General features: G+C 65.9%; 13 protein-coding genes, 1 tRNA gene, 1 pseudogene and 1 riboswitch. Of the genes and pseudogenes, 9 read left to right on the top strand and 6 right to left on the bottom strand.

Features of this window, described 5'->3' with window-relative positions:
- Together KH616_RS12670 and glyA are read right to left on the bottom strand one after the other, a co-directional pair.
- Positions 1 to 174, bottom strand: a pseudogene (locus KH616_RS12670) (transcriptional regulator NrdR); the annotation flags it as partial.
- Positions 175 to 180: 6 nt separating this feature from the next.
- Positions 181 to 1,428 carry a serine hydroxymethyltransferase gene (gene glyA / locus KH616_RS12665; RefSeq protein WP_292244919.1) on the bottom strand — a complete coding sequence of 416 codons (1,248 nt, stop codon included), beginning with the start codon at positions 1,426 to 1,428 and terminating at the stop codon, positions 181 to 183.
- Between the two features lie 136 nt (positions 1,429 to 1,564).
- A riboswitch (ZMP/ZTP riboswitch) is annotated at positions 1,565 to 1,664 on the bottom strand.
- Between the two features lie 178 nt (positions 1,665 to 1,842).
- On the opposite strand from glyA, the gene KH616_RS12660 reads away from it, so the two are divergent.
- From KH616_RS12660 to KH616_RS12620, 9 genes are all read left to right on the top strand, one after another.
- Positions 1,843 to 2,589 carry an SDR family NAD(P)-dependent oxidoreductase gene (locus KH616_RS12660; protein ID WP_292244917.1) on the top strand — a complete coding sequence of 249 codons (747 nt, stop codon included), beginning with the start codon at positions 1,843 to 1,845 and terminating at the stop codon, positions 2,587 to 2,589.
- Between the two features lie 78 nt (positions 2,590 to 2,667).
- On the top strand, positions 2,668 to 3,153 hold the full coding sequence (gene ybgC / locus KH616_RS12655) for a tol-pal system-associated acyl-CoA thioesterase (RefSeq protein ID WP_292244915.1): 486 nt from the start codon (positions 2,668 to 2,670) through the stop codon (positions 3,151 to 3,153).
- Between the two features lie 168 nt (positions 3,154 to 3,321).
- The gene (gene tolQ / locus KH616_RS12650) at positions 3,322 to 3,999 is read left to right on the top strand and encodes a protein TolQ (RefSeq protein ID WP_292244913.1); all 678 of its coding nucleotides are present in this window, start codon (positions 3,322 to 3,324) and stop codon (positions 3,997 to 3,999) included.
- Positions 4,000 to 4,012: 13 nt separating this feature from the next.
- Positions 4,013 to 4,462: a protein TolR gene (gene tolR / locus KH616_RS12645; protein ID WP_292244911.1), complete on the top strand. Its 450-nt coding sequence runs from the start codon at positions 4,013 to 4,015 to the stop codon at positions 4,460 to 4,462.
- Positions 4,459 to 5,559 carry a cell envelope integrity protein TolA gene (gene tolA / locus KH616_RS12640; protein ID WP_292244909.1) on the top strand — a complete coding sequence of 367 codons (1,101 nt, stop codon included), beginning with the start codon at positions 4,459 to 4,461 and terminating at the stop codon, positions 5,557 to 5,559. The genes tolR and tolA overlap by 4 nt, the downstream gene beginning before the upstream one ends.
- A gap of 110 nt (positions 5,560 to 5,669) precedes the next feature.
- Positions 5,670 to 6,965, top strand: a complete 1,296-nt coding sequence (gene tolB / locus KH616_RS12635) for a Tol-Pal system beta propeller repeat protein TolB (RefSeq protein ID WP_292244907.1) — start codon at positions 5,670 to 5,672, stop codon at positions 6,963 to 6,965.
- A 17-nt stretch (positions 6,966 to 6,982) separates the two neighbouring features.
- Positions 6,983 to 7,489: a peptidoglycan-associated lipoprotein Pal gene (gene pal / locus KH616_RS12630; protein WP_292244905.1), complete on the top strand. Its 507-nt coding sequence runs from the start codon at positions 6,983 to 6,985 to the stop codon at positions 7,487 to 7,489.
- A 25-nt stretch (positions 7,490 to 7,514) separates the two neighbouring features.
- Positions 7,515 to 8,264, top strand: coding sequence for a tol-pal system protein YbgF (ybgF, locus tag KH616_RS12625; RefSeq protein WP_292244903.1), 750 nt, complete (start codon positions 7,515 to 7,517; stop codon positions 8,262 to 8,264).
- Between the two features lie 59 nt (positions 8,265 to 8,323).
- A tRNA-Lys gene (locus KH616_RS12620) sits at positions 8,324 to 8,399 on the top strand.
- A 70-nt stretch (positions 8,400 to 8,469) separates the two neighbouring features.
- Here KH616_RS12620 and KH616_RS12615 read toward each other — a convergent pair.
- From KH616_RS12615 to KH616_RS12600, 4 genes are all read right to left on the bottom strand, one after another.
- Positions 8,470 to 9,123: a GNAT family N-acetyltransferase gene (locus KH616_RS12615; RefSeq protein ID WP_292244921.1), complete on the bottom strand. Its 654-nt coding sequence runs from the start codon at positions 9,121 to 9,123 to the stop codon at positions 8,470 to 8,472.
- A gap of 35 nt (positions 9,124 to 9,158) precedes the next feature.
- Positions 9,159 to 10,481 carry an aminotransferase class I/II-fold pyridoxal phosphate-dependent enzyme gene (locus tag KH616_RS12610; RefSeq protein WP_292244901.1) on the bottom strand — a complete coding sequence of 441 codons (1,323 nt, stop codon included), beginning with the start codon at positions 10,479 to 10,481 and terminating at the stop codon, positions 9,159 to 9,161.
- Positions 10,482 to 10,516: 35 nt separating this feature from the next.
- The gene (locus KH616_RS12605; RefSeq protein ID WP_292244899.1) at positions 10,517 to 11,431 is read right to left on the bottom strand and encodes a UDP-3-O-acyl N-acetylglycosamine deacetylase; all 915 of its coding nucleotides are present in this window, start codon (positions 11,429 to 11,431) and stop codon (positions 10,517 to 10,519) included.
- The coding region (locus tag KH616_RS12600; protein WP_292244897.1) for an SDR family NAD(P)-dependent oxidoreductase at positions 11,428 to 13,392 on the bottom strand (1,965 nt) is incomplete at its 5' end. The genes KH616_RS12600 and KH616_RS12605, both read right to left, overlap by 4 nt.

Genomic DNA, 13,392 nt, shown 5'->3' with positions numbered 1-13,392 from the left:
GCGGCTGCCGTCCTTCTTCACGACCGCCGGCAACGCCAGCTCGACCCGCTCGTACGTCGTGAAACGCTTGTCGCAGGCCGAGCAGCGACGGCGCCGGCGAATCGCGGCGCCGTCTTCGGACACGCGGGAATCGATTACCTGCGTGTCGTCGTGCCGGCAGAACGGGCAGCGCATGCGCGATCAGCGATAGACCGGGAAACGCTGGGTCAACTCGGCCACTTGCGCGCGCACGCGCTCGATCGTCGCCGCGTCTTCCGGATGCTCGAGCACATCGGCAATCAGGTTGCCGACCTGCTCGGCTTCGGCCGGACCGAAACCACGTGTCGTCATCGCCGGCGAACCGAGGCGGATGCCGCTCGTCACGAACGGCTTTTCCGGATCGTTCGGAATCGCGTTCTTGTTGACCGTGATGTGCGCGGCGCCGAGCGCGGCTTCAGCCGCCTTGCCGGTAATGTTCTTCGCGCGCAGGTCGACCAGCATCACGTGGCTTTCGGTACGGCCCGACACGATACGCAGGCCACGCTTGACGAGCGTTTCGGCCAACACGCGTGCGTTCTCGACCACCTTCTGCTGGTACGTCTTGAATTCCGGCGACAGCGCTTCCTTGAACGCGACAGCCTTTGCGGCGATCACATGCATCAGCGGGCCGCCCTGGATGCCCGGGAAAATCGCCGAGTTGATCTGCTTCTCGTATTCGGCCTTCATCAGGATCACGCCGCCGCGCGGGCCGCGCAGGCTCTTGTGCGTCGTCGTCGTGACGAAGTCGGCGTGCGGAACCGGGTTCGGATAGACGCCCGCGGCAATCAGGCCCGCGTAGTGCGCCATGTCGACCATCAGGTACGCGCCGACCGACTTCGCGATCTTCGCGAGACGCTCGAAGTCGATCTTCAGCGCGAATGCCGACGCGCCTGCGACGATCAGCTTCGGCTTGTGTTCCTGCGCGAGCTTTTCGGCCGCTTCGTAATCGATATCCTCTTCCGCGTTCAGGCCGTAGCTGACGACGTTGAACCACTTGCCCGACATGTTCACGGGCGAACCGTGCGTCAGGTGGCCGCCGTGTGCCAGGCTCATGCCCATGATCGTGTCGCCCGGCTTGAGCATCGCGAAGAACACGCCCTGGTTCGCCTGCGAACCCGAGTTCGGCTGGACGTTCGCCGCTTCCGCGCCGAACAGCGCCTTCACGCGGTCGATCGCGAGCTGCTCGACGATGTCGACGTACTCGCAGCCGCCGTAGTAGCGCTTGCCCGGGTAGCCTTCGGCGTACTTGTTCGTGAGCTGCGAACCCTGCGCTGCCATCACGGCCGGGCTCGTGTAGTTTTCCGAGGCGATCAGCTCGATGTGATCTTCCTGGCGGCGGTCTTCCTGCTGGATCGCTGCAAAGACTTCGGGATCAACGTTCGCGATGGTGCTTTGGGCTCTGTCAAACATACGGTTTCCGTTAAGTGTGTACAGGTTGACCGGGGCGGCCGAGTACATGCGCTGCTGGCGGAACCAGCTCGACGTGGCGGAAGAATCCGTATGACGCGAAGCAGGACAGCCACCGGCGATGCACGCAACGGCGCACAACGGCTGCCCAGGCGAACGGCAAAGACGGTGCCCTGCGCTTCACGGTGGGATGCTCCACCTTGAACCCGAGGGTTCTATCGCCAGTCACGCAGGGGTGATGAGCGCGTTAGTGTATTGGATGCGTCATGATTAGGCAACCGCGTGGACGACACCCCAAATAACCGGGGACTGACCCATTCCGCACACGCCGAAAAGCCGGCCCGCCTTGCCGCTGCGCAGCAATCTCAGTAGGCTTGCAGGTTCTTTTCTCCGCATCATTACCGACCAGGAGCAGCAATGATTGTGTTCGTCACAGGCGCGTCCGCCGGCTTCGGCGCCGCCATCGCCCGGGCCTTCGTTCAGGGCGGCCACCGCGTCATCGCGACGGCGCGCCGCAAGGACCGTCTCGACACGCTCGCGGCCGAGCTCGGCGACGCCCTGCTGCCGCTCGAACTCGACGTGCGCGACCGCGCCGCCGTCGAAGCCGTCGAGGCGGCATTGCCCGCCGAGTTCGCGGCGGTCGACGTGCTCGTCAACAATGCCGGCCTCGCACTCGGCGTCGAACCCGCCCAGAAGGCCAGCCTCGACGAATGGCAGACGATGATCGACACGAACTGCTCGGGCCTCGTCACGGTCACTCATGCGCTGCTGCCCGGCATGATCGCACGCGGCCGCGGCCACATCTTCAACCTCGGCTCGGTCGCCGGCAGCTATCCGTATCCGGGCGGAAACGTATACGGCGCGACGAAGGCCTTCGTCAGACAATTCAGTCTGAACCTGCGCGCCGACCTGATCGGCACGCCGCTGCGCGTCACCGACATCGAGCCGGGCCTGTGCGGCGGAACCGAGTTCTCGAACGTCCGCTACCGCGGCGACGACGAGAAGGCGGCGAACGTCTACGCGAACGTCCAGCCGCTCACGGCCGAGGACATCGCCGACACCCTCTACTGGATCGCGACGCGTCCGGCGCACGTCAACATCAATACGATCGAGATGATGCCGGTCGCGCAGGCGCCCGCCGGCCTGACGGTTCACCGCGGCTAAATGACGCGCGCGGCCGGTACCGAATCGGCTCGCGCACCCTACATTCAGTTACGAATCGGGGCATCCGCTTCCGGTAGAATGCGCGCCATGACTCAGCCTACCCGTTCCCCGGAAGCGCCTTCCGGCTTCACGTGGCCGGTTCGCGTGTATTACGAGGACACCGATGCCGGCGGCATCGTCTTCTATGCGAACTACCTGAAGTTCTTCGAGCGCGCCCGCACCGAGTGGCTGCGCGCCTGCGGTATCGACCAGCAGCGCGTCGCCGACGAAACGGGCGCGATCTTCATCGTCCGCAGCACGGCGCTCGACTATCGCGCCCCCGCGCGGCTCGACGACATGCTGACGATTACGAGCCGGATCGGCCGGATCGGACGCGCGTCGGTCGAGTTCACGCAGGAGGCATGGCGCGACGGCACGCTGCTCGTCGCCGGGCACATCCGCATCGGCTGCGTCGACCGCGCGGGAATCCGGCCGGCGGCCATCCCGCCCGACGTGCTCGACGCGCTGCAACGCGGTCCGGTCACGGACGCCGGGCCGGCTGTGTTTGCGACGAGGCTCGCGTGAGCGCCGTCGAGACGAAGGCCATGCAACTCGGCCTGCTGAATTGATACTAAGCAAGGTTCGGCGTCAGGCGCAGCAGCGGCATCCCGGCCAGCCAGCCGGCGCGCCGTGCATGCCGTGCGCCGGATGCGCCCTCGCCGGGCACCCCGAAGGGACGTTAATCAAACCTCTATGAACACTTCTCAAGACCTGTCGATCATTTCCCTCGTCCTCAACGCGAGCGTGCTGGCCCAGGCCGTGATGGGGCTGCTGCTCTTGCTGTCGCTGATGTCGTGGACCTTCATCTTCCGCAAGTGGTTTGCGATCCGCCGCGCACGCATGCAGACCGAGCAGTTCGAACGGGATTTCTGGTCGGGCGGCGACCTGCAGGCTTTGTATCAAAGCGCGGCGAACAACCGTCACACGATCGGCGCGCTCGAGCGGATCTTCGAATCGGGGATGCGCGAATTCCTGAAGGCCAAGGAAAAGCGCATCAGCGATCCGGGTCTCATCCTCGACGGCGCGCGCCGCGCCATGCGCGCATCGTTCCAGCGCGAAATGGACGTACTCGAATCGAATCTCGCGTTCCTCGCATCGGTCGGCTCGGTCAGCCCGTACATCGGCCTGTTCGGCACTGTCTGGGGGATCATGAACTCGTTCCGCGGCCTCGCGAACGTCCAGCAGGCCACGCTGGCGAACGTCGCCCCCGGCATCGCGGAAGCGCTCGTCGCAACGGCCATCGGCCTGTTCGCCGCGATCCCGGCCGTGGTCGCGTACAACCGCTACGCGCACGACATCGACCGCCTCGCGATCCGTTTCGAGACCTTCATCGAAGAATTCTCGAACATCCTGCAGCGTCAGGCCCAGTAAGGAGAAGCGCGCAATGGCCGGCACTCCCATCCGATCCAGCATGCGCGGCGGCCGCTCGCGCCGTGCGATGGCCGACATCAACGTCGTGCCGTACATCGACGTGATGCTGGTGCTGCTCGTGATCTTCATGGTCACCGCACCGCTCGTCGCACCGTCGATCATCAACCTTCCGACGGTCGGCAACGCCGCGCCGCAGGAACAGACTCCGCCCGTCGTCGTCAACATCAAGACCGACGGCAAGATGAGCGTCAAGTACAAGAGCGACTCGGGCGCGACGCAGGAAGACTCGATGACGAAAGCCGAACTCGACGGCTTCATCGCCTCCCGTCAGGCCGATCATCCCGACCAGCCCGTCGTGATCGCCGCCGACAAGACCGTGCAGTACGATGCCGTCATGACCGTGATGTCGGATCTGAAGGCGCGCGGCGTCAAGCGCGTCGGTCTCCTCGTCAAATCGCAATGAAACAGCCATCCACGCGCACCGCCTATCCGCCGCAGCCGCCACGCGAGCGCGGCACGTGGCGCGCGTTCGCGCTCGCGGCGCTGATGCACGTGCTGCTCGCGCTGTTCCTGTATCACGGCGTGCAGTGGCAAAACAGCACGCCGGCCGGCGCCGAGGCCGAGCTGTGGACGGCGGTGCCCGACACTGCCGCGCCGCCGGCCATCGCACCGCCGGTCGTCACGCCGCCGGCCAAGGTCGCCCCGCCGCCTCCCCCGGTCAGGAACGAGGAAGCGGACATTGCGTTGCAACAGAAGAAACGACAGCAGGAAGCGGCGGCACGCGAGGCTCAGCTCGAAGAACAGCGCCGCGAGCAGCGACTGAAGGCCGAGCGCGAAGAGCAGGCCCGACGTGCGCAGCTTGCGGCCGAGCAGGCCGCCGCGCTCGCCGCGCAGAAGGCCGCCGACCGCGAAAAGCAGAAGCAGGCCGAGAAACTCCGGCAAAAGCAGCTCGTCGAGCAGCAGAAGGCCGAGCAACAAAAGCTCGAGCAGCGGAAACTCGAACAGCAAAAAGCCGAACAGCAGAAGCCGGAACAACAGAAACAGGCGCAACGCGAAGCGCAGCAGGCGGCGAAGGCCAAGGCCGACGCCGCCGCGAAGGCAAAGGCCGAGGCCGCTGCCAAAGCGAAATCGGAAGCGGCCGCGAAGGCGAAGGCCGATGCCGCGGCCAAGTCGAAGCTCGACCAGGATCGCCGCGCGCGCCTCGCGCAGCTGCAAGGCATGGCGGGCGGCGGCGAAGGCGGCGGCGAGGGACTCGCGAAGAGCGGCACCGGCACGGGCTCCGGCGGCAACGCCGCATCCCCGGGCTACGCCGACAAGGTGCGACGCCGCGTCAAGCCGAACATCGTCTGGGGCGGCGAGCGCACGGGTCTCACGACCGTCGTCGCGATCCGCTGCGCGCCGTCCGGCGACGTACTGAGCGTATCGATCCGCCGTTCGAGCGGAAATTCGGGGTGGGATCAGGCCGTGGTCAATGCGATCAACGCGTCGGTTCCGTTGCCGCCCGATTCCAACGGCCGTACCCCGTCCGACATTACGATTACCTTCAAGGCGGCGGAGTGAGCGCAAATGCGCTTACACTCCGGGCGTCACGATAGGACGGGAACGAATCGGGTATTTTTACTGTCTCTGCGGTTGCGCAGCGATACTCAGCCATACGGGAAGCAAGAAGCATGAGTTTGATGACGAAACTAGGTTTCAGGGCATTCGTGGCCTCGTGCCTGATCGCGGCGGGCAGCGCCGCCAATGCACAGGTCGACGTGCTGATCACCGGCGTCGGTTCGACCCAGTTCCCCATCGCCACGGCCAATTTTGCGAACGAAGCGGGTTTGCCGCAGCCGATCACGTCGGTCGTCCGCGCCGACCTCGCCCGCAGTGGCAAATTCACCAACATCGACGCCGGCAGCACGCCGGTGCCCGAAACGGCGTCGGTCGATCTCGGCGCATGGAAGGCCAAGGGCGCGAATGCGTTCGTCGCCGGCAGCGTGAACCGCGAAGCGAACGGCCAGTACAAGGTCAATTTCATCCTGTACGACACCGTCAAGCAGCAAAGCCTCGGCGGCCTGTCGCTGACGGCGAACGACGGCACCCTGCGCACGGCCGGCCACAAGATCGCCGACTACATCTATCAGAAGCTGCTCGGCACGCGCGGCGTGTTCGCGACGCGCCTGTCGTACGTGATCAAGACGGGTAACCGCTACCAGCTGCAGATTTCGGATTCGGACGGCCAGAACGCACGCATCGCGCTGTCGAGCACCGAACCGATCATCTCGCCGGCCTGGTCGCCGAGCGGCACGAAGGTCGCGTATGTATCGTTCGAGCGGAAGAAGCCGATCGTCTATATCCACGACCTGCCGACCGGCCGCCGCTACATGGTCTCCGACCAGAAGGGCAACAACAGTGCGCCGGCCTGGTCGCCGGACAGCCAGACGCTCGCCGTCGCGCTGTCGCTGACGGGCAACACGCAGATTTTCGCGGTCAACGCGAACGGCGGCGGCCTGCACCGGCTGACGCAGAGCAACTCGATCGACACCGAGCCGTTCTACTCTCCGGACGGCCGCTGGATCTACTTCACGAGCGACCGTGGCGGCGCACCGCAGATCTACCGGATGCCCGCGCACGGCGAAAGCGCCGGCGCCGCGCAGCGCGTCACGTTTACCGGCAGCTACAACACGAGCCCGCGCGTGAGCCCGGACGGCAAGCTGCTTGCGTACATCTCCCGCACCGGCGGGGGCTTCAAGTTGTACGTCCAGGATCTGCAAACCGGCGCGGCGAACGCCATCACGAACACGTCGCATGACGAATCGCCGAGCTTTGCGGCAAACGGCCAGTACGTTCTGTACGCGACGCAATCGGGCGGCCGCAACGTCCTGGCTGCGGTTCCGTCCGACGGCAGTGCACCGCCGCAGATTTTGTCCGTCCAGGGCGGCTCCGTACGCGAGCCGTCGTGGGGACCCTTCATGCAATGACCACAAGGAGAGTAACCATGATGTCGAAAAAAGCTCGTCTGGCCCTGGCTGTGATGATGATCGGCGCGCTGGCCGCGTGTAAGTCGGGCGTGAAGCTCGACGACAAGGCCGGCGGCGCGATGAGCACGCAACCGGGCGCCGACAATGTCGCGCAAGTCAACGTCGATCCGCTGAACGATCCGAACAGCCCGCTCGCGAAGCGCAGCGTCTACTTCGATTTCGACAGCTATTCGGTGAAGGACGAGTATCAGTCGATGCTGCAGCAGCACGCGCAGTACCTGAAGAGCCACCCGCAGCGCCACGTGCTGATCCAGGGCAACACCGACGAGCGCGGCACGAGCGAGTACAACCTGGCGCTGGGCCAGAAGCGTGCGGAAGCCGTTCGCCGCGCGATGGGCCTGCTCGGCGTGGCCGACTCGCAAATGGAAGCCGTGAGCCTCGGCAAGGAAAAGCCGATGGCGACGGGTCACGACGAGGCAGCGTGGGCGCAGAACCGCCGCGGCGATCTCGTCTACCAACAGTAAGCAACCTTAACGGATGGTTCGCTGTATGACGCACCGTGTTTCCTGGCTGCGCGTAGCCGCAGCGTTTTGCGTCGCCGGCGCGGCGTGGTCGGCCGCGCCGGCGCACGCCGGCATGTTCGATGACAACGAGGCGCGCCGTGCCGTGCTCGATCTGCGCAGCAAGAGCGACAACCTCGCCAACCAGCTGTCGGCGGCGCAGCGGACGATCCTCGACCAGACCGCCCGCCTCGACCAGCTGAACCAGCAGGTCGCGACACTGCGCGGCGAGAACGAGGATCTGACGAACCGTCTCACGACGCTCGAACGCCAGCAGAAGGAGTACTACACCGATCTCGACACGCGACTCAAGAAATTCGAGCCGCAGCAGAAGACGGTCGATGGCGTCGAAGGCACCGTGCAGCCGGGCGAGACGGAAGCGTTCAATGCAGCGCAACAGCAATTCCGCGACGGCAATTTCAAAGCGGCCGCTGCATCGTTCCGCAGCTTCATCGCGAAATATCCGCAGAGCCCTTACCAGCCGACCGCGCAATACTGGCTCGGCAACGCGCAGTATGCGCTGCGCGACTACAAGGGCTCGACGGCGACGTGGCAGAACCTGGTCAGCAAGTTCCCGCAGCATCCGCGCGCAGCCGACGCGATGGTGGCGATCGGCACGAACCAGCTCGAGCAAGGTCAGAAGGCCGCGGCGAAGCGCACCTTTGAACAGGTCATCTCTCAGTTCAGCGGTACGAGCGCGGCACAGACGGCGCAGGGCAGGCTGCAGACCATCAAGTAAAAAAATATTGGCAAGTTGTTGACAGGGTCAAAATCTGCCAATATAATTTCTTTCTCTTTGGGTCGTTAGCTCAGTTGGTAGAGCAGCGGACTTTTAATCCGTTGGTCGCAGGTTCGAGTCCCGCACGGCCTACCAAAGAATTCAAAGGGCTTAGCTTCGGCTAAGCCCTTTTTCTTTGCCTCTCGGAAATCTGCCCGCTCCGGCCTCACGCTCCCGTGCCGAGCCGCATCCGGATCGATTCAAGCTCCGCCGGCAGCCGGCTCGAGCGACGAGACGAACGCGGCAGCGCAACGAATCCACGACGCTCATATAGCGTGCGTGCGCGCACATTGCTGGTCAGCACGTCGAGCACCACGTCCCGATGCCCGCCGGACGGAATCATGCCGACACGACACGCGTCGGCAAGCAGCGCGCTGAATATCCCGGTGCCGCGATACCGCATGTCCGTCGCGCAGTGTGCAATCAACATCTGCGAGCGCGCGGGCGCCGGCAATTCGGTTTCCAGGACGAGCCCGCGCAGCAGCATGCCAAGCGTGCGCCGAATCCCGAAGAAACGCATCAGTGCCCACGCGACATGAATGTCGTCGAACCTCGTCCGGCGCCCGTCATGAACCGCGAGGACGCCAAGCACCTGACCGTCATCGCTCACGGCGACGCGATGGCGCCGCCACGAAAAGCGGCCGAAGCGCGATGCGAAGGTGCGCTGCAAAAACGCGATGCATCGTGCATCGGGCTCACCGAGAAAAAAGCCGAACTCCTTGACGCCGGACGCAAAGACGAGCGGCGCGCACGCGGCGGCATCCCGTGGTCCGGCGGCCCGGAAATGCAACCCGGCGCCCACGTCCGGCACGCCGCTCATGTCACCGTCGCTCACGAAAGCCACGCTGCCGCCCGCTATCGGGCAAGACGCGCCAATGTGGCGATCGTGCGGCTAATCTGCTCGGGTTCGTGCGTCGAGCAGATGAAAAAGCGCAGCCGCGCCGCCTTCTCCTCGACAGCCGGATAAAAAATCTGCTGCACGTTGATCCCCTCTTCGAACAATGCATTCGCCCATTGCGCCGCCTTCAGCGAGCTCCCCGTGATCACGGGGACGACGGCGTAGCCTTCGCTCGTGCCGGTGTTCAATACCGCCGCCCGCGCCTCGTTCAGGAATTGACGGCCGCGGGCCTGCAACTGCGCAACGCGTTCCGGCTCGGCCTGCAAGCGCTCCAGCGCGGCGAGCGCCGTCTCCGCGAGTACCGGCGCCAATCCGACGCTGTAAAGGAATCCGGGGGCCAGGTGACGAAGCATATCGATCAGCGGCTGGCAGCCGGCAATGTAGCCGCCGCAACCGGCAAGCGTCTTGCTCAGCGTGCCCATCCACAGATCGACGGAATCGGACGGGACACCGCATTGCTCGCGGATCCCCCTGCCGGTCGCGCCGAGCACGCCGAGCGAATGCGCTTCGTCGACCAGCAGAAACGCGCCATGACGCGCCTTGATCTCGACGAAGCGCTGCAGGTCCGGAAAGTCGCCGTCCATGCTGTACAGCCCTTCGATCGCGATCAGTACATGCCGGTATTCGCCGCGCACGCGCGCGAGCAGCGCATCGAGCGCCTGCCAGTCGTTATGCGCAAAACTGAGTCGCTTCGCACCGCTCAGCTGCGCGCCCTGCACGATGCTGTTGTGCGCGAGTGCGTCGTGCACGATCAGGTCGCCCGGCCCGAACAATGCGCCGATCACGGTCACATTGGTCGCATGGCCGCTCACGAAGGCGACGCAATCGTCCGTCTCGTAGAACGATGCGAGGGCGCGTTCGAGCGCGCGTTGCACGGGCCGCTCGCCCGCCACCATCCGGCTCGCCGATGCGGACGTGCCATAGCGATCGATGGCCGCCTTTGCGCGCGCAGAGATATCGGGATCCCCCGCGAATCCGAGGTAGTTGTAATTGGCGAAGTTCAGGTATTCACGGCCGCCGATCTGGGTCGTTGCGCCCGCAACGCCATCGTGCACGCGGAAAAACGGCGACTCGACACGCAGTTTCTCGCCCATCTCGCGCATGATCCGCAACTGCTGATATTGCGGCATGGCCTCGAACCGGCTGCGTGCCGAACCCGCAGTCTGCGGCGCGACCGTACCGGGTACGACAGGCGCATGATCCGCCTCGGTCACTCGCTCGAGCTGTCGTTTCAGGGCTTTCGCCGCCAGTTGCTGGCGGAGCTGATCTCCGAGTCGCATCGGTTCCTTCGTTCTTATCTTGAAAAACCGCTATGTTACGCGGAGATCTCGGCCCACTCCCACGCATCCGGCGTACCAAGCAGCGCGTCGACAAGCCGGAAATTCATTTCATGGCTCGGGCGATGCGCGGTCACACGCGCCAGGAGCGGCGCGCCGGCAAGCGCGAGATCGCCGACGAGGTCGAGCACGCGGTGGCGAACGAACTCGTCGGGCAGACGCATCCCGCCGAGCACGCGATTGCCGACGATCGACGCGGTGCACGACGGCCGCGCGCCGCGCAGGATCGGCACGCCGCGCACGTAACCGGCGAGGATGGCGGGCACTGCCCATTTGACGCGTCCGTACGAGCGCGATGGCGCGATCTCGGCCGCAAATGCAGCGGGGGTCAGCGTGCCGTCCCAGTGCATGTCGCCGAACCCTTTCAGGTCGTTTCGCACACTCAGCTCATAGCGGGGCGCCGGCTCGATCCGCATCTCGCGGCGCTGCTCCCCTTCCCCATCGCTTACCACGAGCGGCCGTCGCACACGAATGAAGCGCTTCGGCGCCGGAAGCGCGACGCGGCCGCATGCGCAAATCGCCTCGACCCACGGTGCGGCGCTGCCGTCGAGAATCGGGACTTCCTCGGCGTCGAGTTCGACGATGGCGTGATCGATCTCGCACGCCAGCAGCGACGCGAGCAAATGCTCGACCGTCCGCACGCCGATCCCGTCCGCATTGCGCAGCATCGTGCAGAGCGGCTGCGCACGGCGCAACGCCGGATCGACGGCCAGCGTCGCGAGCGCACGCCCGCGCCCGGTACGCCGGAACGCGATGCCGGACATGCCGTCGCCGGGCTGCACCGGCAGAATGCGCACGTTGACCTTCCGGCCCGTATGCAGCCCGTGGCCGACGATCGTCAGCGGACGCGCGAGCGTGCCCTGGTTCGTGGTCCAGCCAGCCGGCGCCGTCATTCGACCGCCGCCTGTGTCGCGTGCGCCGCATCCGCCGCGCCATGCGACCCGACGTCGAGCAAGGACCGCGCTTCACCGTCGAGCGCATGCTTCGCAGCCAGTGCGGCGACTTCGTCGCGCGCCGCCGCCTCCGCCGATGCACCGCCCGGCTCGCTTGCCGCCGCGATCGAGTCGACGATCCGGCCAGCAAGCATCAGCACGGTCGCCCCCTCGGCGATCGCCATCACCGACAGCTTGACCTCGAACGCTTCCTCGACCGCGAGCCCAAGCTCCATGCCCATCAGCGAATCCATCCCCATGTCGAGCACCGATTTGTCGAGCGCGATCCGGTCGGGCGTCATATGCAGAATGCGCGCGATTTGCGTCTGCAGCGTTTCGGCAACGAGCAGCACCGCTTCGTCACGCGGCAACGCGAGGACCTGCTCGCGCAATTGCCCGCCGCCGTCGCGCGTATCGCCGCCGGCCGCACGCGCCTGCAGCAGCGAGTAGCGACGCGCTTTCGCAGCGGGCATTCCGCGCGCGACCGCATGCCAGTCGAGCCGGACGACCGCCTCGCCTGCCGCGCCCGCGACAAGCGTACGCTCGAGCGCAGCAAGCGCCTCGTCCGAGGTGATCGACGCACCGCCGATGCGTGCCTGCAGCGCTTCGCGCGTGTCCGCGTTCCGCGCGAGAAAACCGACATCCTCGAGCGGGCCCCAGGCCATGAACGTGCCCGGCAGTCCTGCGTCCCGGCGGTGCTCGACCAGTGCCTCGAGGAAACTGTTCGCCGCGACGTAGCTCGCCTGGCCGGGGTTGCCCAGATACGTCGTCGCCGACGAATAGACGACGAACCAGTCGAGCGCCAGGTCGCGCGTCGCGCGATGCAGATTCCACGCACCCGCGACCTTCGGTGCAAGCACTGCCGCCAATCGTTCGTTGTCGAGGTTGCGCACGAGACCATCGTCGATGTGCATCGCCGAATGGAGCACACCCTTGAGCGGCGTGCCGCGCGCGCCGATCTGCGCGATCACGGCGTCAACCGCGCCGGCATCCGTCACGTCGCAGGCGACGACGTCGATCGTCGCACCGAGCGTGGCGCGCCAGCCGGCGACCTCGTCGCGCGCCGCGGGCGCAAGTTCGCCCGAGCGGCTCGCGAGCGTCAGGTGACGCGCGCCGCGTTCGATCATCCAGCGCGCGCTGGCGAAGCCCAGGCCGCCCGTGCCGCCGATGACGAGATAAGCGCCGTGCGGATCGAGCGCGAGCGGTGCGGGCGCCGCGACGCCACGCGTCGGCGCAGGCGTGCCCGATGGATACGTGACGAGCACCTTGCCGATCTGGCGAGCCTGTTGCATGTAGCGGAATGCATCCTCGGCATGTTCCGCCGGGAATGCGCGGTACGGCAACGGATGCAACACGCCTTCCGCGAACAAGTGCATCACTTCGCCAAACAGGCGTGCGGTCAGGTCGGGGCGAGCGCCCATGAGCTGATCGGCGTCGACCCCGAAATAGCTGATGTTATTGCGGAAAGGCCGCAGCCCGATATGGCTGTTCTCGTAGAAATCCCGCTTGCCCAGTTCGATGAAACGGCCAAACGGACGCAACGTATCGATGCTGCGCACCATCGCCTCGCCGGCGAGCGAATTGAGCACGACATCGACACCCTCGCCGCCCGTCATCGCACGAATCTCGTCCGCAAACGCGAGGCTGCGCGAGCCGAGTACGTGGTCGGCGCCGAGCAGGCGCACGAAAGCGCGCTTCTCGTCGCTGCCCGCCGTCGCGAACACCTCCGCGCCCAAATGACGGGCCAGCTGGATCGCCGCGATTCCCACTCCGCCCGCGCCGCCGTGCACGAGCACGCGCTCGCCGCGGCGCAAACGCGCCATCTCGACCAGTGCGTAGTAAGCGGTGAAGAACGTCGTCGGCACCGTCGCCGCTTCCTCGAAGGACAGCCGTGCCGGCTTGTGCGCGATCGCGGCAGCGCG

The organism is Burkholderia sp. (assembly GCF_018375725.1).
Classification (GTDB): Bacteria; Pseudomonadota; Gammaproteobacteria; order Burkholderiales; family Burkholderiaceae; genus Burkholderia.
This window is presented reverse-complemented; position numbering and strand designations above follow the sequence as displayed.

Coding starts and splice junctions, on each gene's coding strand:
- tolA (WP_292244909.1), top strand. CDS start 4,459: ATGAAACAGCCATCCACGCGCACCGCCTATCCGCCGCAGCCGCCACGC.
- KH616_RS12660 (WP_292244917.1), top strand. CDS start 1,843: ATGATTGTGTTCGTCACAGGCGCGTCCGCCGGCTTCGGCGCCGCCATC.
- KH616_RS12615 (WP_292244921.1), bottom strand. CDS start 9,123: ATGAGCGGCGTGCCGGACGTGGGCGCCGGGTTGCATTTCCGGGCCGCC.
- glyA (WP_292244919.1), bottom strand. CDS start 1,428: ATGTTTGACAGAGCCCAAAGCACCATCGCGAACGTTGATCCCGAAGTC.
- KH616_RS12610 (WP_292244901.1), bottom strand. CDS start 10,481: ATGCGACTCGGAGATCAGCTCCGCCAGCAACTGGCGGCGAAAGCCCTG.
- tolB (WP_292244907.1), top strand. CDS start 5,670: ATGAGTTTGATGACGAAACTAGGTTTCAGGGCATTCGTGGCCTCGTGC.
- ybgC (WP_292244915.1), top strand. CDS start 2,668: ATGCGCGCCATGACTCAGCCTACCCGTTCCCCGGAAGCGCCTTCCGGC.
- ybgF (WP_292244903.1), top strand. CDS start 7,515: ATGACGCACCGTGTTTCCTGGCTGCGCGTAGCCGCAGCGTTTTGCGTC.
- tolQ (WP_292244913.1), top strand. CDS start 3,322: ATGAACACTTCTCAAGACCTGTCGATCATTTCCCTCGTCCTCAACGCG.
- tolR (WP_292244911.1), top strand. CDS start 4,013: ATGGCCGGCACTCCCATCCGATCCAGCATGCGCGGCGGCCGCTCGCGC.
- KH616_RS12605 (WP_292244899.1), bottom strand. CDS start 11,431: ATGACGGCGCCGGCTGGCTGGACCACGAACCAGGGCACGCTCGCGCGT.
- pal (WP_292244905.1), top strand. CDS start 6,983: ATGATGTCGAAAAAAGCTCGTCTGGCCCTGGCTGTGATGATGATCGGC.